The following is a 17,784-nucleotide window of genomic DNA, read 5'->3' as shown; positions in this document are numbered from 1 at the left end:
AGAAATGACGAGGTCGACATGCATCTACCGTCCTCCGGCTTCAGCGCGCGCCTCAAGCGCGCCGTGACCGGGTCCGCGGACACCCCGCTGGTGTTCCTGGGCAACTTCGAGGTGGAGAACCACTGGGCGCTCGGCGAGCCCGCGCTGCCCCGGGTCGCCTCGCACGCGGGCAGTGCGGTGGTGAACCGCATGGACGAGTTCGCGCTGCTGCTCGGCGGCAAGGACGACCACGTCGTGCTGAAGACCGCCCTGGACGAGGGCTACCGCGGCTACCTGGAGGGCCTCGGCCTGGAGCTGCCCACCGTGCACGTGGTGGCCGGCCAGGACCCGCAGCGCACCGTCAGCGAGGACGCCCTCGCCGACCCCGAGCTGCTGCGCGCGCTGTCCGCCGTCGCCGCCGAGGGCGCCCGGCTGACCGCGCACGGCATCTCCACCGTCGAGGAGGAGCTGGCCGAGCGCACCGGGCTGCGGCTGGGCGCGCCGACCGCCGCGGTCTGCAAGCGGGTCAACAGCAAGGTGTACAGCCGCCGGCTCTCCGACGAGCTGGGCATCCGCCAGGCCCGCGGCTGGGCCTGCGAGACGCTGGAGGAGCTGGCCGAGGCGGTGGCCGCGGCCGGTGAACTGCTGGCAACAGGCCGCAAGGTGGTGCTGAAGGACGCGTTCGGCGTGTCCGGCAAGGGCATCGTCGTGCTGGACTCGGAGGCCCGGCTGGGCCGGCTGCACCGGATGGCGGTCCAGCAGGCCGAGCGCGCCGCCAAGGCCGCGGGCGGGGCCCCGCGCACCGCGCTGGTGATCGAGGAGTGGGTCGCCAAGCGCTGCGACCTCAACTACCAGTTCACGGTGGGTCGGGACGGCTCCACGCACTTCGACTTCGTCAAGGAGCTGCTGACCGAGGGCGGCGTCCACAAGGGCCACCGGATCCCGGCCCGGCTGACCGACGGGCAGGTCGCCGAGATCGAGGCGACGGCGCTGCGGCTCGGCGAGCGGCTGGCCGCCGACGGCTACTACGGCGTGGTCGGCGTCGACGCGATGGTCGACCCGGACGAGGGCCTGTACCCGGTCATCGAGATCAACGCCCGCAACAACATGTCCACGTACCAGAACGTGGTGCACGAGGGCGGCCTGGCCGGGGCCGAGGAGGTCGCCGTCGCCCGGCACTTCCCGCTGCGGCTGACCCGCCCGCTGCCCTTCGCCGAACTGGCCGAGGTGCTGGACGGGCTGCTGCTGACCGAGCGGGGACCGCGCCCGCGCGGCCTGTTCGTGAACAACTACGCCACGGTGAACGCCGCCGCGGGCACCGCCGCCGACACCGAGGCGGACGGCTTCGAGGGCCGGCTGTACGGCGTGCTCGTCGGGGCCTCCGACGAGGAGATCGAGGCGCTCGACACCGACATCACCCGCCGCCTCGCGGCCTACCCGGAACGGAGCTGACCGTGAGCGTCGCATTCGAGGTGCAGGGCCTCGGGATCACCGAGCTCGCCGAGGAGTTCGGCACCCCGCTCTACCTGTACGACGGCGAGGAGATCACCACCCGCTTCCAGGGGCTGCGCGAGGCGCTGCACCCGGCGCTGGAGGTCTTCTACTCGCTCAAGGCGAACCCCAACATCTCCGTCTGCGCGCTGCTGCACAGCCTGGGCTCGCGCGCCGAGGTGTCCTCGCTGACGGAGCTGGTCACCGCCCGCCGGGCCGGGGTCGAGCCGCGCGACATCATCTTCCTCGGCCCGGGCAAGAGCCGCGGCGAGGTGGCGGCCTGCCTGGACGAGGACATCCACGCGATCGTCTGCGAGTCGATCGGCGAGCTGGACCTGATCGACGAGGTGGCCCGCGAGCGCGGGATCACCGCCCGGGTCGCGCTGCGGGTCAACCCGAGCTTCTCGGTGAAGGGCTCGGGCCTGACCATGGGCGGCAAGCCGCGCCAGTTCGGCACCGACGAGGAGCTGCTGCTGGCCGAGGGCGAGGACCTCGCCGGCCGCTACCCCAACATCCGGCTGATGGGCGTCCAGGTGTACCTGGGCACCCGCATCCTGATCGAGGAGTCCGTCGTCGAGAACACCCGGCGGATCCTGGAGCTGGCCGAGCGCCTCTCCACCGAGCTGGGCTTCCCGCTGGAGACGGTCGACGTCGGCGGCGGCCTCGGCATCGCCTACTTCGACAACGAGAAGGACCTCGACGTCGCCGAGCTGACCGCCGGGCTCAACCCGCTGATCGCGGACTTCCGCGCCCGGCACCCGGAGACCCGGATGATCATGGAGCTGGGCCGCTTCCTGGTCGCCGCGTCCGGCACCTACGTCACCCGGGTGCGCTACACCAAGACCTCGATGGGCGAGAACTTCGCGGTCACCGACGGCGGCACCAACCACCACATGGCGGCCGTCGGCATCGGCTCGTACGTGAAGCGCAACTTCCCGATGGCCGCGCTGGAGCGGCTGGACGAGCCGGCCACCGAGCCCTGGCACATCACCGGCCCGCTCTGCACGCCCAACGACGTCATCGGCAAGAAGGTGCCGATGCCGGCGCTGCGGGCCGGCGAGCTGATCGGGGTGCAGCGCTCCGGCGCGTACGGGCCGACGGCCTCGCCGGTGCACTTCCTCAGCCACGGCTACCCGGCGGAGGTGCTCGTCCTGGACGGGCGGGCGCACCTGATCCGGGAGCGCGACGACGTCGAGGCCATGCTCGGCCGCCAGCGGCTGTACGCGGCCCCCGGCGACGACCAGAACTGACCACCGACCGGCCGACCCCCGGCCGGGACCAGCCCGAGGAGAACACCATGAGCGACACCGCCAACACCGTGGCCGACGTGAAGTACGTCGACGCCGTCCGCAAGGGCCTGTCGGAGGTCCTCAACAAGGACGTCTCCGGCGCCGACCCGGGCGTCCGCCTCTTCGACGAGCTGGGTCTGGACTCCAGCAGCGCGCTCGAACTGCTCATCACCATCGAGGAGATCCTCGACGTGCAGTTCGACGCCGACGAGCTGGACATGACCCACTTCGAGACCGTGGGCTCGCTGGCCGGCTTCGTCGCCGCGGAAGCGAGCGCCTAAGCATGTTCCGCGCGACTGCGCCCGTGCGGCGTCCGGCCCCGGCCGGCGCGGACGGCCCGCCCGGCACGCCCGGCCAGGCCCCGGCGGCGGTCCTGCCGCGGCTGGTCCGGGCCGGCGCCCACACCCCGCCGGGGCCTGGCGCGCCGTACCGGCCGGAGGCCGCGCGGGAGGACTTCTACCGCGAGCTCGGGGCGCTCTACGGCGCGGACTTCGACCGCGAGCAGTTCGCCGCCTCGGGGCGGCGCACCTCGGTGGAGCTGGCCCACGGCGCGCTCGACGCGCTGGGCCCGCTGACCGCCGAGGAGTGCCCCGAGGTGGTGGTGGTCGCCTACTCCGCACCGGACTTCGACCACGCCGAGCTGGTCGCCTCCTGCGTGAAGGGGCGGCTGCCGGGCGAGCCGCTCTCCTTCGCCCTGTCCGACCAGGGCGTCCTGGCGCCGTTCAGCGCGCTGCGGGTCGCCGTGGAGTACGCCCGGCGGTGCGGCTGGTCGCGGCTGCTGCTGCTGGTCGTGGACCAGGGCACCCAGCCGTTCCCGCTGCCCGCGACCGGGCAGAGCGCCGTCCGCGCGGACGCCGCGGTCGCGCTGCTGATCCACTGGGACGGCGGCGACGCGCCGCTGGGCGGCGCGGCCCAGGGCCTCCCGGAGCCGGGGCTGTTCGCCGGCTGGGACACCTCGGCCGCGCTGGTCACCGGCTCCGGCCTGTCGGACGGCTGTGCTGAACTTCCGGCACACGGTGGCCCGTGGACCAGGGTGGCGGCCGGACAGCCCGCCACCGGCGGCTGGGCCGCCCTGCTCGCCGCCGCCGACCGGGACCGCCCGGTGGTGGTGGCCGACTACGACCGGGAACGCGGCTTCCTGGCCTACTGCACGCTCGACACGGGGGAGTTGGGGGTCCGATGACGGTTCCGGTCGAGGTGCGCGAGCACTGGCAGGAGGCCCGGACGAGCGCGCGCAACGACGGCCTCGTCCCCGCACTGACCCTGCTCTCCCGCGCGCTGTCCCCCGGGGTGGCACCGCGCGGCCCGCGCGGGCACGCCGTGGTTCCGCGCGAACTCCTCGGCGAGTACGCCGAGTTCGGTGACGACGAGGACGGGGACGGGGGCCCGGACCCGGTGCCCGGCCTGGCCGTCCTGAGCCCCGCCGACGCCGCCCGGGGCCCCGCCGGCCCCGACGCCCACGACTGGGGCACCGGCCTCGCCTGGCTGCGGCTCGGCGCGTCCGAGCGGCTGCGGGAGGCCTGCCTGGTCTACCTCGCGGGCCGCCAGGTCGAGGGTTCCTCGCTGCTACTGCAACAGCTGGTCAAGGGCGCACTCGCCGACGTGCTGATCGACCACCTGGAGATCGAGGGCGTCCTCGACGACCTCGCCGAGGGGCCGGACGACTCCGCGGACGACTCCCCGCTGGCCCCCGCCCGCCCCCTGGACGGCGCGGCCCTCGCCCGCCTCCAGGCCCAGATCACCCAGGCCGACCGCGCACTGCTGCGGCTCCTGGGGGCGTACGGTTTCACCGCCGAGGGGCCGGGCCGGGCGGCGTACGCCTCCGAGCTCCTCGCCGACGTGTACTGCGGCTGGCCGGGGCCGGCCGGGGACACGGCACAGAACGTCGACTCCCGGAAGGGGAAAGTGTGATCAGCCTGCCCGGCCCGCTGGAAACCACGCACCGGTACGTGCGGCGGTGGGCCGAAGACCTGCGGGCGGGCGCGCTCGACCTCGACCGGGACCCGGACGCCGTCCACCGCTTCCTGGACCTGCCCGCCGTGCGCTTCCTGGCCGGCCACCAGGTGCCGCCGGAGTGGGACCGGGCGTCCGCCGAGGCCGGCGCCGGCCCCGCGCACGGCCTGGCCACCCTGGAGCGGGTCCTGGTGAGCGAGGAACTGGCGCGCGGCGACGCCGGGATGATGCTGGGCGCGCCCGGCGCCTCGATGTGCGGGGTGCTGCTGGGCGTGCTCGGCAGCCAGGCGCAGAAGGACTGGGTGTACGGCCGGCTCGCCGAACGCCCCCGCTGGACCTGCTTCGGCCTCACCGAGCCCGACCGCGGCTCGGCCATCGGCGAGATGACCACCACGCTGACCCCGGTGGGCGACGGCTCGTACGTCCTGGACGGCGAGAAGCGCTACGTCGGCAACGCCGCCCGGGCCGACCTGGGCGCCGTGTTCGCGCGGGTCGCGGGCACCGAGCGGCTCGGTGTGCTGGCCGTCCTGGTGGACACCGCCGACCCCGGCTTCCGGGCGGAGCCGCTGCCCACCCTCGGCCTGCGCGGCGTCCAGCTGACCCGGATCACCCTCGACGGGGTGCACGTGCCGGCCGAACGGGTGCTCGGCGCCCACCTGCCGCCGACCCGGCGGGGGATGTGGAGCATCGTCTCGGTCTTCAACCAGCTCCGCCCGAGTGTGGCCGCGATCGCCCTCGGTATCGCCCGGGCCGCCCACGACTACGTCGCCGAGAACCGCCGGGAACTGCGCGGCGCGGAGCGCGAGCTGTTCGAGTCGCTCGGCCAGCGGATCGACGCGGCCCGCCGGTTGACCTACCGGGCGGCCCTCGCGGTGGACCGCAAGCCGGCCGCCGGGCACCTCTCCTCGGCGGCGAAGGCCCGCGCCTGCGAACTCGCCGAGGACGTCACGATGCGCGCGCTGGGTTTCTTCGGGCCCGGCGCCCGGCTGGACCACCCGCTCCTCGACAAACTCGCCCGGGACGCACGGGGCGTGGAGTTCATGGAGGGGACACGGAACATCCAGAAGCTGAATCTGTTCCAGGGGCTGCACACCGGAAAGGTGGGCCGGTTCTGAACGGGACAGAACAACCGGTCGGTCGGGATACGGTCGAGATCTGGCAGATTCCGCTGACCGGTGGCGAGCACCCGGACCGCCCGGACGGCGAAGCCGCCCAGGGCGCCCCGGACGGGTACCCGCCGCACCTGGAGGAACTGCTCGACGAGCAGGAGCGGGCGCGCGCCCGGAGCGGACAGTTGCCCGGGCTGCGGCGCCGCTTCGTGCTCGCGCACGCCGCCACCCGGATCGTCCTCGGCGAGCGCCTCGGCCGCCCCCCGGCCGGGCTGCGCTTCAGCCGCGGCCCGTGGGGGAAGCCGGCCGTCGAGGACGCGCCGGGCCTGCACTTCAACCTGTCCCACTCGGGCGAGATCGCCCTGCTCGCCCTGGCATCACGGCCGGTCGGCGTGGATGTCGAGCTGGCCCGCGCCGAGCTGGACACCGCCCGGCTGGCCGGTCGCTTCTTCCCCCCGGACGAACGGGAGCTGGTCGCCCGGGGCGGGCCCGACGCCTTCACCCGGCTGTGGACCAGGAAGGAGGCGTGTGTGAAGGCCTCGGGCGCCAGACTCACCCAGGGCATGGGGATCCCGGTCGCCCACGACGGACCGGAAGCCACCGTGTACGCACGCTCCGGTCCGTTGCCCGGGCCGTGGAGAGTCACCGACCTGCCGCTGCCCGAGGAATACGCGGGGTCCGTCGCACTGATCGGCGACGGGCCCTTTAACGTGTCCCGGCGGATGTGGTATCAAATTCCGCCCGGGGAATCCGGCGGCAGCCCTCTCGGGTCGGCTGTCAAGTAGAAGAAACTCCCCCTCCAATCGTCGAAGTTGTACCCGTGATCATGCGTCGAAGCGTCACTAGATTCAGTGATGCAGGCGAACGCCGCACCGCACCGGCCGGACTCACAAGTCAGGCCCGTGTCTTGATCCGGGCATTTCTTTTGAGGAGGGGAACGTGATCGTGGAAGGCAGGAACGTGATCACCAGGGCCGCTCGGTGGAGCGCCGTCCACCCCTGGTGGGCGATCGCGCTCTGGGTGGCGTTCGTCGTGGCGGCCCTCGTGGTCGGCGGCGTCACGGGCACCCGGCAGGCCACCACCTCCGACCTCGCCATCGGCCAGTCCGGCCGGGCGGCCGCGATCGCCCGCAGCGGCGGCCTCCAGGAGCGCGCGGTGGAGAACGTCCTCATCACCCCGTGGGACGGCGGCCGGCTCGACCCCGTCCAGGCGCAGTCCGCGGCCTCGGACGCCACCCGCGACCTGAAGGCCCTCCCCGGCATCAGCTCGATCGACGCCCCGGTGCCCGCACCGGACGGCTCGGCCCTGCTCGTCCCGGTGACCCTCGACGGCGACCCGGAGACCTCCGCCGACCGGGTGCAGCCGCTCATCGACACCGTGGCGAGGACCCACGCGTCGCACACCGAGCTGCGGATGGAACTCGTCGGCGCCGGCTCGATCAAGGCCGGGCTCAACGAGATGCTGAGCAAGGACCTCGGCAAGGCGACTGTGCTGAGCCTGCCGGTGACGCTGCTCGTGATGGTCTTCGTCTTCGGCGCGATCGTCGCCGCGAGCGTCCCGGTCGTCCTCGGCCTGTCCTCGGTGCTCGCCGGTCTCGGCCTGTGGGGGGTGGCCTCCCAACTGGTGCCCGACCCGGGGCCGGTGACGCACGTCATCGTGCTGATGGGCATGGCCATCGGGGTCGACTACTCGCTGTTCTACCTCAAACGCCAGCGCGAGGAGCGGGCGTTGGGCGCCAACAACATCGACGCCATCGAGATCGCGGCCGCCACCTCCGGGCACTCGGTGCTGGTGTCCGGCGTGGTCGTCATGATCTCGATGGGGGCGCTCTACCTCGCCGGGCACATCGCCTTCGAGTCGATGGCCACCGGCGCGGTGCTGGTGGTCGCCATCGCGATCACCTCCTCGCTGACCGTGCTGCCGGCCATGCTGTCCCGGTTCGGACGCTACCTGGACGCGCCGCGGGTCCCGGTGGTGTGGCGGCTCACCCAGAAGGGCGGGGTCAAGCCGCGGCTGTGGTCGACCATGCTCAAGCCCGCCCTGCGCCACCCGGTGATCGCGCTGGTGCTCTCGGTCGGCGCGCTGCTCGTCCTCGCGCTGCCCGCCCTCGGCCTGAAGCTCAAGGCCACCGGGATCGACGACCTGCCCCGGTCGATCCCGGCGATGCAGGCCAACGAGCGGCTGACCGGCTCCTTCCCGAGCCAGGCCGACACCCACACCGTCGCGGTGAAGGTCCCGGCCGACCGGACGGCGGAGCTGGGCGGCGCGGTGGAGGCGCTGGTCGAACGCGCCTCGCAGGACGCCCTCTTCGTGCACAACCCGGCGCCGACCGTCCGCACCTCACCCGACGGCACGGTCGCCACCATCGCGATCGGCACCCACTTCGACAGCGGCTCGCCGCAGGCCCGCGCCTCGCTGGCCCGGCTGCGCCAGGACCTCGCCCCGCAGACCCTCGGCACCGTCGCGGGCGCCGAGTTCGCGGTCGGCGGCAGCGACGTCGCGTTCGACGTCGACTACCGGGCGAACGTCATGCACAAGATGCCCTGGGTGCTCGGGGTGGCCCTGGTGCTGACCTTCCTGGTGATGACCGTCGCGTTCCGCTCGGTGATGCTCGCGCTGATCACCGTGGCGCTCAACCTGCTGTCCGCGGCGGCCTCCTTCGGCCTGCTCGCGCTGATCTTCCAGCACACCTGGGCGGAGGACCTGCTGCACTTCGAGTCCACCGGCCGGGTGGTGGCCTGGCTGCCGCTGATGCTCTTCGTGATCCTGCTCGGCCTGTCGATGGACTACCACGTCTTCGTGGTCAGCCGGATCCGGGAGGCGGCGCGCGGCGGGCTCTCCGTGAAGGAGGCGGTCGAGCAGGGCATCACCCGCACGGCGGGCGTGGTGACCAGCGCCGCGGTGGTGATGGTCTGCGTGTTCGCCCTGCTGGCCTCGCTGAACTTCATCGAGATGAAGCAGATGGGGGTGGGCATGGCCTGCGCGGTGCTGCTCGACGCGACGGTGATCCGGATCGTCGTCCTGCCGGCCGTGGTCACCCTGCTCGGCTGGAAGACCTTCTGGCCCTCGCGGCTCGCGCGCCAGACCACGACCCGGACCCCGCGGATGCCGGCCATCGTGGCCGCGGCGGCGGCGGCCTCGGCGGCGCGCACGACCCTCCCGTAACACGGGAACCGTCCAACTCGACGGCCGGGGAAGGGCTTAGCCCCTTCCCCGGCCCTTTTCGTGTGCGTTTCGTGCAGGCACCGGCCACAACCAGTTGTGACAAGGGGTTTGACGCCGACAGTCCCGTGGTGGTTTGTTACGGGAGTTGTAGAATCGCATGCGCGTTCGTCGGCACGTGAACGACCTTCCCGGTGACGGGGGGGCACAACTGCCGCCGGACGCACCACGGGGAAGCAGGGGGCGGTCAGGGGGGTGGCCATGCACAGTGACGGCAGCCTCGCCTCGGCGCGCTGGCGCGACGAGCTCACCCGGGTCGGGACGCTGTCCGGACGGGAACGGCAGGTCTTCGACCTGATCGGTGCCGGACACTCCAACCGCGGCATCGCCGCCCGACTGCACGTCACGGAGCGCACGGTGAAGGCGCACGTCGCCAACATCCTCGCGAAACTGGGAGTGGAGTCGCGGCTTCAGGTGGGGTTGGTGGCGCAGGTTCATCAACTCATGTACGAAGGTACATGGCCGGACGACCCAGGCGTGTCCGATACTTGACCAGCGCGAATGATACCCAGGCTTTTCCCCTTTGTCAGGCCACCCCAAACACGTCGACCACTGTTGACGGTGGCCGGGCCGAGGTCACAGGAGAAAGGCTTGTGGCTGGAGTTCACCGCTAGGGACGGGGAATTTGGTGTACATCTCCATATTAGGCCCACTATTGATCGGCGACGGTCAGCGCACCGTAGGTCTACGGGCGAAGAAGAATCGCGTGATGCTCACCATGCTGGCGCTCAACGCCGGTCAGGTGGTCGCGTTCGACGAACTGATCGACGAGCTGTGGGGGGAAGCGCCGCTCAAGAACGCGCGCAACGCCTTGCAGGCCAATGTCAAACGCATGCGCAAATCGTTGGCGGAACTTGGTCTGGAGGGGCCGGACCAGGAACTCATCCGCACGGTTGACAACGGTTACATGCTCAACGTCTCGGAGGACGCGGTCGACGCGTACCGATTCCTGCGGACGGCGGAGAAAGGCGCGGGGCTGGTCAGCGACCGGCCGTACGAAGCGATGGACACGCTCCGCAAGTCGCTCGCGATGTGGCGCGGACCGGCCCTGCTCGACACGAGCGACGGGCCCTGGTGCCGGGCCGTCGCGCTGCGTCTGGACGAGCAGCGCAAGACCGCGCGGGAGGACCTCATCTCGGCGCAGCTGCAGGCGGGCGAGGCGGGGGCGGTGGTGGCCGAGCTGAAGCAGTTGCTCGCCCAGTACCCGGAACGCGAGCGGTTCAGCGAGCAGTTGATGATCGCCCTCTACCGGTGCGGCCGGCAGTCGGAGGCCGTCGACATCTTCCACCGCACCCGGAAGTGGCTCGACGACGAGTTGGGGCTCAAACCGAGTCGTCGTCTCCACCACCTCTACCAGGCGATCCTGATGCAGGACCCCTCGCTGTAAGTACCGTCGGGGCGAGGGCAGTTCGCCCCGGCACGCCGGCGGCTCCCCGGCTGGGGCGCCGCCGACGGCCCCGTGACGGCCGGGCCCGGATTCCGGGCCCGGCCGTCACGTCGTTCAGGACCGGCGCAGCGCGGCGTCGGCCACCGCGCCGATCCGGCCGGCCGCCTCCCGGCCGAGCATCTCCTCGTGGCCGCAGGCGACGTCGTGCACCGTCAGCGCGCCGGTCAGGTGCGCGCGCCAGCGGTCGGCGAGCTCGGCGGCGGGGGCGCCCTGCACCTCGTCGGCGGCGGCGAACAGCAGCAGCGAGCCGTCGAACCGGCCGGGGGTGAACTCCCGGGCGATGTCGGTGTGGTGGCGCATCACCGCCATCAGCCGGCGCAGCTCCCCGTCGTCGATGCCCGCCCCGGTGGCGTGGTGGGCGAGGAAGGCCTCGCGGATCTCCTCGTCGGTCGGGGCGTGGTCGCCCGGCAACACCGGGAAGACGTCCAGCGCCGCCAGGAAGGCCACCCGCTCGCCCGCCGCCTGGAGCTGCACCGCCATCTCGTGCGCGACCAGCCCGCCGAAGGACCAGCCCAGCAGGTGGTACGGGCCGTGCGGCTGCACCCGGCGGATCCTCGCCAGGTACGTGGCCGCCAGCTCCCGTACGCCCTGGGGCCGTTCCCACTCCCCCTCGGGCGCGGCGACGCCGTCGGACTGCAGCGCGTACACCGGCCGGGCCGGGTCGAGGTGCGGGGCCAGCTCCGCGTACGGCAGGCCGAAGCCGACCCCGCCGTGCACGCAGAACAGCGGCTCGGCGGTGCCGCCCGGCCGGATCGGCAGCACCGGCTCCAGCACCGTCGCGGGGAGCCGCTGCGCGGTGGCGGGCCGGGCGGCGGCGGCGAGGGCCGCCACCGTCTTGTGGGTGAAGACGTCGGCCAGCGAGAGCGTGAGCCCGGCCTTCGCGGCCCGGCTGACGATCTGCACCGAGCGCAGGCTGTCGCCGCCGAGGTCGAAGAAGTCCCCGTCGGCGCCGACCTGGTCGAGGCCGAGGATCTCGCCGAAGACCCCGGCGATGGCCTCCTCGGCCGGCGTGCCCGGGAGCCGCACCGGGGCCTGCGCGGCGGCGGGCGCGGCACCGGGCGCCGGCAGGGCGCGGGTGTCGAGCTTGCCGTTCGCGGTCAGCGGCAGCGCGGGCAGCGTCACCAGCGTCGCGGGCACCATGTGCGCGGGCAGCGACCCGGCGACGAACGCGCGCAGCACCGGCACGTCGACGGCGGCGACGCCGGGCAGCGGCACCACGTACCCGGTCAGCTGGGGCACGCCGGTGGGCGAGGGCGCGACCCGCACCGCGGCCTGCACGACCACCGGGTGGCGCACCAGCGCGGCCTCGATCTCGCCGAGCTCGATCCGGAAGCCGCGCAGCTTCACCTGGTGGTCCACCCGGCCGACGTAGTCGAGCGTGCCGTCGGCCCGCCAGCGGGCCAGGTCGCCGGTGCGGTACATCCGGGTGCCGGCCGGGCCGTACGGGTCGGCGACGAAGCGCTCGGCGGTGGTGGCCGGGCGGCGCAGGTAGCCGTGCGCCAGGCCGGTGCCGGCGATGTACAGCTCGCCGGTGACACCGACCGGCGCGGGCGCGAGGGCGTCGTCCAGGACGTACAGCCGGTGGTTGTCCAGCGGGCGGCCGATCGGCGGGCGGCCGCCGCCGGGGCGCAGCGGGTCGCTCCAGGTGGCGCAGACCGAGGCCTCTGTCGGGCCGTAGGCGTTGCGGAACTCGGTCAGCGGGGCGAAGCGGTCGACCAGCGCCGGCGGGCAGGCCTCGCCGGCGGCCAGCAGGTGCAGGCCCTCGGGCAGCACCACGTCCTCGGGCAGGCCCGCGACCACCGTGGGCGGCAGCACGGCGTGGTTGACCCGGTGCTCGGTGAGCAGCGCGCCCAGCACCTCCCCGGAGATCCGGCTCTCGTCGGTGGCGACCACCAGGGTGCCGCCCGAGTACAGCGAGACGCACAGCTCCCAGACGGTGGCGTCGAAGCTGAACGAGGCGAACTGCAGCACCCGGGTGTCCGGCCCGGCGCCCAGCCGCGCCCGGTGGTTGGCGGCCAGGTTGGCCGCCCCCAGGTGCGGCACCGCGACGCCCTTGGGGCGGCCGGTGGAGCCCGAGGTGTAGATCACGTAGGCGACGTCCTGCGGGAGGAGCGGCCGGGTGCGGTCGGCGTCGACGGGGTTGCGGTCGGGCCGGCCGGCCAGGTCGGACCGGGTGCGCACGGAGTCCAGGACCAGCGGGACGACGCCCTCGGGCAGCCCCGGGATCCGGTCGGCGGCCGCCTCGACGGTCAGCACCTGGGCGGGCGCCGCGTCGTCGAGCATGTAGGCGATCCGCTCGGCCGGGTACTGCGGGTCGACCGGCAGGTAGGCGGCGCCGGTCTTGAGCACCGCCAGCAGCGCGACCACCAGCGGCGCGGAGCGCGGCATCGCCAGCGCGACCACGTCGCCCGGCCCGACCCCGCGCTCCAGCAGCAGGTGGGCGAGCCGGTTGGCCCGCTCGTTGAGCGCCGCGTAGGACAGCCGCACCGTCTCCGGGCCGGCCGGCACGCCGTCCGGGCCGATCAGCGCGGGGTGGTCCGGGTCGGCGGCCGCCAGGCCCTCGAACACGGCGGTCAGGGTGACCGGGGTGAACGGGGCGGTCGGGCCGGCCCACTCCTCCAGCAGGACGCGGCGCTCCTCGGCGGTGAGCAGGTCGAGGGCGCTGAGCGGCGCGTCGGGGGTGCGGGCGGCGGAGTCGAGCAGGGTGGCCAGGGCCCGGGCGAGGCGGGCCGCCGTCGCCCCGGTGAACAGGTCCTCGCGGTACTCCAGGCGGATGTCCAGACCGGCCGGGGCGCCGTCCGGACCGGTCCGCTCCAGCACCTGGAAGGACAGGTCGAACTTGGCCGTCGTGCTGCCGATCGGCAGCACCTCGGCGCGCAGGCCGGGCATCGCGGGCAGCAGGTCGGCGCCGCTCCCGGATTCGGCGGCCTCGAAGGCCAGGATCACCTGGAAGAGCGGCTGCCGGCCCATCGAGCGGACCGGGTTGAGCTCCTCCACCAGGTGCTCGAAGGGCAGTTCGGCGTGCCCGTAGGCGGTCAGGTCGGTCTCCCGGACCCGCCCGAGCAGGGCGGTGAACGCCGGGTCGCCCGAGGTGTCGGTGCGCAGCACCACGGTGTTGACGAAGAAGCCGACCAGGTCGCGGACCGCGTCGTCGGTGCGCCCGGCCACCGGGCTGCCGAGCGGGATGTCGGTGCCCGCGCCCAGCCGGGTGAGCAGTGCGGCCAGGCCCGCCTGGACGGCCATGAACAGGCTGGCGCCACCGCGCCGGGCGAGTTCGGCGAGCCGGGCGTGGGTCCCGGCGGGCACCGTGCACCCGACCTCGGCGCCGCGGTGCCCGGCCCGGGCCGGGCGGGGGAAGTCGGTGGGCAGGTCCAGCTCCTCCGGGATGCCCGCCAGCGCCTCGCGCCAGTGCGCGAGTTCGGCGCCGGCCAGGCTGTCCGGGTCGTCCTTGGAGCCGAGCAGTTCGCGCTGCCAGAGCGCGTGGTCGGCGTACTGCACCGGCAGCGGCTCCCAGCGCGGCCCGGCGCCGTCCAGCCGGGCCCGGTAGGCGTCGGAGAGGTCGCGGGCGAGCGGGCCGAACGACCAGCCGTCGGCGGCGATGTGGTGCACCGTCAGGGCCAGCGCGTGGCTGTCCCGGCCGAGGGTGAACAGCCGGGCCCGCAGCGGCACCTGGGCGGACAGCTCGAAGGGGTGGACGGCCTCGGCGGCCAGCGCCGCCTCCAGCGCGCCCGGCGCCGCCCCGGAGAGGTCCACCACGACCAGCGGGGCGCCGGCCTGCTCGGCCTCCTCGGCGGAGAGCACCAGCTGCGAGGGCAGCCCGTCGGCCTCGGCGAAGACGGTGCGCAGGCTCTCGTGCCGGGCCACCACGTCGCGGACGGCGGCGGCCAGCGCGGCGGCGTCCAGCGGGCCGGTGAGGCGGACCGCCAGCGGGATGTTGTAGTTGCCGGTGGGCCCGTCCATCTTGTCCAGGAACCAGAGCCGCTCCTGGGCGTACGAGAGCGGCACCGAGGACGGCCGGTTCGGGACGGCGCGCAGCGCGGGGCGCCGGGGGGCCGGCTCCGCGGCGGCGGCCGCCGCCGCGTCCGGGTCGAGGGCGCGGGCCAGCGCCTCGGCCGTCCGGGCGTCGAACAGGGTCCGCACCGGGACGTCCACGCCGAGCGCGGCACGCAGCCGGTTGGCGACCCTGGTCGCGGACAGCGAGTGGCCGCCGAGTTCGAAGAAGTCGTCGTCGGCGCCGACCCGGTCGAGCCCGAGGGCCTCCGCGAAGACCGCGCAGAGCAGTTCCTCGCGCTCCCCCGCGGGCTCGCGTCCGGTGCCCGCCCGCTCGTCCGGCGGGGCGGGCAGGGCCTTGCGGTCGACCTTGCCGTTGGGGGTCAGCGGCAGGTCGTCCAAGGGAACGTACACGGCAGGGATCATGTGCGTGGGCAGCACCGATGACGCCCGCTCCCGCAAGCGGTCGCGGTCGATCCCTGCCGGTACGACATAGGCGACCAGGCGGGCGTCCCCCGCCCGGTCGGTGCGGGCCGTGACGACGGCCCGCGTCACTCCGGGCTGCGCCGCGAGCACGGACTCGATCTCGCCGAGCTCGATGCGGTAGCCACGGATCTTCACCTGGTGGTCGCTGCGCCCCGCGTACTCCAGGGCGGTGCCGGCGGCGTCCCAGCGGACGATGTCGCCGGTGCGGTACATCCGCTCGCCGCTCGGGCCGTACGGGTCGGCGACGAAGCGCTCGGCGCTCAGGCCGGGGCGGCCCAGGTAGCCGCGGGCCAGGCCGGTGCCGGCGAGGTAGAGGTCGCCGAAGGTGCCGTCGGGGACGGGGCGCAGCGCGCCGTCCAGGACGTACACCCGGGTGTTGGCGATCGGGCCGCCGATCGGCGGCGGCCCGGCCTCGGCGGCGGTCAGCGGCGCGGCGGTGGACCAGATGGTGGTCTCGGTCGGGCCGTACACGTTGGTCACGGACGCGCAGTGCGCGGTGAGGGTGCGGGCCAGCGGCTCGGGCAGCGCCTCGCCGCCGACCAGGGCGCGCAGGCCGGCCAGCCGGGGGGCGTGGTCGGCGGCGAGCGACTGCCAGAGGCTGGGGGTGGCCTGCAGCAGGGTGGCGTCCAGGCCGGTGACGGCGTCCGCCAGGGCGGCCGGGTCGCGGACCGTCTCGCGGTCGGCGACCAGCAGTTCGGCGCCGGCGGCGAGCGGGACGAACAGCTCCAGGTTGGCGATGTCGAAGCCGAAGGTGGTGACGGCGAGGAAGCGGTCCTCGGGGGTCACCTCGAAGCGGGCGACCATGTCCTCGACCAGGTTGACCAGCGCCCGGTGCGGCACCACGACGCCCTTGGGGCGGCCGGTGGAGCCCGAGGTGTAGATCACGTACGCGGGGTGGTCGGCGCGCGGGGCCGTGCCCGGTACGCGCTGCCCGGGCGCACCGGTCGCGGCGTCCGGGCCGTCCAGCACCCACAGCTCGCCGGTGCTCATCCCGCCTTCGGCGGATTCGGCGGATTCGGCGGATTCGGCGGCGAGGAGTTCGCGCACCCGGCGGTGGGTGAGGGTGACCACGGGGGCGGCGTCGGCGAGCATGTAGCGCAGCCGGTCGGCCGGGTAGTCCGGGTCCAGCGGCAGGTAGGCCGCGCCGGACTTGAGGACGGCCAGGGCGGCGACCACCAGGTCGCAGGAGCGGTCCAGCGCGATCGCCACCACCTGCTCCGGGCCGGCCCCGGCGGCGTGCAGGGCGTGCGCCAGCGCGTCGGCGCGGGCGTGCAGTTCGCGGTAGGTCAGGCGCTCCCCGCCGCAGCGCACGGCGGGCGCGTCCGGGGTGCGGGCGGCCCGGGCGGCCAGCAGCGGGGCCAGCCAGTCGCCGGACAGCGGCGCCCCGGTGGCGTTGCGGGCCCCGGTGATCTCGGCGCGCTCGGCCTCGTCCAGGACGTCCAGCCGGCCGCACGGCTCGTCGGGCCGGGCGACGGCGGCGGCCAACAGCCGGGCGAAGCGCCGCCCGACCAGTTCGGCCTCGGCCCGGGTGACCAGCGCGGGCACGTGGTTGACGGCCAGGCCGAAGGGGGTGCCGGGGAAGACCGTGAGGGTGACCGGGAAGTGGGTGGCGGAGCGGACGTCGGCGCCGGTCACCCGGGGGCCGGTGCCGGTGGCCAGCGGCAGGCCGCCCATCGGGTAGTTCTGGAACATCAGGGCGGTGTCGAAGAGTTCGCCGCGCACGGCGGTGAGCTGCTGGACCTCCGCCAGGGTCAGGTGCTCGTGCGCCAGCAGCACGGTCTGCGACCGCTGCACGTCGGCGAAGAGCTCGGCCGGGGTGCGGGCCGGGTCGACGTCCACCCGGACCGGGAGCGTGTTGGCGAACAGGCCCACCATCCGCTCGACGTCCGGGACCTCGGCCGGCCGGCCGGAGGTGACCGCGCCGAACAGCACGGTGTCCTGGCCGGTCAGCCGGGACAGCAGCAGCGCCCAGCAGCCCTGCACCACCGCGTTGACGGTCAGGCCGCGCGAGCGGGCGAAGCCGGTCAGCGCGGCGGAGACCTCGGGGGTCAGCTCCAGCGGGACGGCCTGCGGCAGCGCGGCCGCACCGGCGGCCCGGTCGCGGCCGGCCGGCACCAGCCGGGTCGGGTCGACGACCCCGGCCAGGGCGGCGGTCCAGGCCTGCCGGGCGGCCTCCTTGTCCTGCGCGCCGAGCCAGGCGAGGTGCGCCTGGTAGCGGGCCGCGCCGGCCTGCGGCTGCTTGGCGGGGGTGCCGCCGGCCTTCAGCTCCTCGGCGAGCGCGGCGAGTTCGCCGATCAGCGAGACCATCGACCAGCCGTCCACCAGGATGTGGTGGACGGTCCAGACCAGCCGGCAGCGCCCGCCCTCGGCGCGGGCCAGGGTGAGCCGCTGGAGCGGCGGGCGGGCGAGGTCGAAGCGGCGCAGCCGGTCCTCCTCGGCGAGCCGGTCGAACTCCGCCTCCGGCCCGGCCGCGCCGGCCGCCACCGCGACCTCGCGCCACGGCAGTTCGACCGACGTGGGGATCACCTGGACCGCCTCGCCGCTCTTGCGGTGCCGGAAGCAGGCCTTCAGGTTGGGATGCCGCTCCAGGAGCAGGCCCGCCGCGGTGCGCAGCGCGACGGCATCGACGTCGGTCAGCTCGTCCAGGTCGAGGACAAGCTGAATGGTGTAGACGTCCGTCCCCTCACGGTCGTACTCCGAGAGAAAGAGCAGTCCCTGTTGCAGCGGCGAGAGCGGAAGGACTTCACTGATGGCGGACGGCCGATTCAAACCGGGCTCCTCGTGGAAGGCCTGCAGGTGCGGAATAACAAACGCTTTC

Annotated in this window: 11 protein-coding genes; 10 read left to right on the top strand and 1 reads right to left on the bottom strand. The window is 74.1% G+C overall.

The window, feature by feature from the left end:
- The first annotated feature begins 18 nt into the window (after positions 1-18).
- The 10 genes from OG556_RS19285 to OG556_RS19240 all read left to right on the top strand — a co-directional run bounded on the left by OG556_RS19285 (position 19) and on the right by OG556_RS19240 (position 10,430).
- Positions 19-1,431: an ATP-grasp domain-containing protein gene (locus OG556_RS19285; RefSeq protein WP_371518155.1), complete on the top strand. Its 1,413-nt coding sequence runs from the start codon at positions 19-21 to the stop codon at positions 1,429-1,431.
- A gap of 2 nt (positions 1,432-1,433) precedes the next feature.
- On the top strand, positions 1,434-2,720 hold the full coding sequence (locus OG556_RS19280) for a type III PLP-dependent enzyme (protein ID WP_371518153.1): 1,287 nt from the start codon (positions 1,434-1,436) through the stop codon (positions 2,718-2,720).
- A 47-nt stretch (positions 2,721-2,767) separates the two neighbouring features.
- The gene (locus OG556_RS19275) at positions 2,768-3,040 is read left to right on the top strand and encodes an acyl carrier protein (protein ID WP_063348736.1); all 273 of its coding nucleotides are present in this window, start codon (positions 2,768-2,770) and stop codon (positions 3,038-3,040) included.
- Positions 3,041-3,042: 2 nt separating this feature from the next.
- Positions 3,043-3,942, top strand: a complete 900-nt coding sequence (locus OG556_RS19270) for a hypothetical protein (protein ID WP_371518152.1) — start codon at positions 3,043-3,045, stop codon at positions 3,940-3,942.
- A complete protein-coding gene (locus OG556_RS19265; RefSeq protein WP_371518151.1) occupies positions 3,939-4,670 on the top strand; it encodes a hypothetical protein in 732 nt (243 codons plus the stop codon). The genes OG556_RS19270 and OG556_RS19265 overlap by 4 nt, the downstream gene beginning before the upstream one ends.
- On the top strand, positions 4,667-5,827 hold the full coding sequence (locus tag OG556_RS19260; protein ID WP_371518150.1) for an acyl-CoA dehydrogenase family protein: 1,161 nt from the start codon (positions 4,667-4,669) through the stop codon (positions 5,825-5,827). The genes OG556_RS19265 and OG556_RS19260 overlap by 4 nt, the downstream gene beginning before the upstream one ends.
- A gap of 179 nt (positions 5,828-6,006) precedes the next feature.
- Positions 6,007-6,606 (top strand): 4'-phosphopantetheinyl transferase superfamily protein, encoded by a 600-nt coding sequence (locus OG556_RS19255; protein WP_371518148.1) that lies wholly within the window; start codon positions 6,007-6,009, stop codon positions 6,604-6,606.
- Between the two features lie 154 nt (positions 6,607-6,760).
- Positions 6,761-8,986, top strand: coding sequence for an MMPL family transporter (locus tag OG556_RS19250; protein WP_371518147.1), 2,226 nt, complete (start codon positions 6,761-6,763; stop codon positions 8,984-8,986).
- Positions 8,987-9,244: 258 nt separating this feature from the next.
- Entirely contained in the window at positions 9,245-9,535 is a 291-nt protein-coding gene (locus OG556_RS19245; protein ID WP_371518145.1) for a helix-turn-helix transcriptional regulator, read from the top strand.
- Between the two features lie 136 nt (positions 9,536-9,671).
- The gene (locus OG556_RS19240) at positions 9,672-10,430 is read left to right on the top strand and encodes an AfsR/SARP family transcriptional regulator (protein ID WP_363582478.1); all 759 of its coding nucleotides are present in this window, start codon (positions 9,672-9,674) and stop codon (positions 10,428-10,430) included.
- Between the two features lie 114 nt (positions 10,431-10,544).
- Here OG556_RS19240 and OG556_RS19235 read toward each other — a convergent pair whose 3' ends face one another.
- Entirely contained in the window at positions 10,545-17,735 is a 7,191-nt protein-coding gene (locus tag OG556_RS19235) for an amino acid adenylation domain-containing protein (RefSeq protein ID WP_371518144.1), read from the bottom strand.
- Between the last annotated feature and the right edge of the window lie 49 nt (positions 17,736-17,784).

Source organism: Kitasatospora sp. NBC_01300, from assembly GCF_041435235.1.
In the GTDB taxonomy this organism is placed as follows: Bacteria; Actinomycetota; Actinomycetes; order Streptomycetales; family Streptomycetaceae; genus Kitasatospora.
Note: the sequence above shows the minus strand (reverse complement) of the source record. Positions and strands in the feature narration are given on the sequence as shown.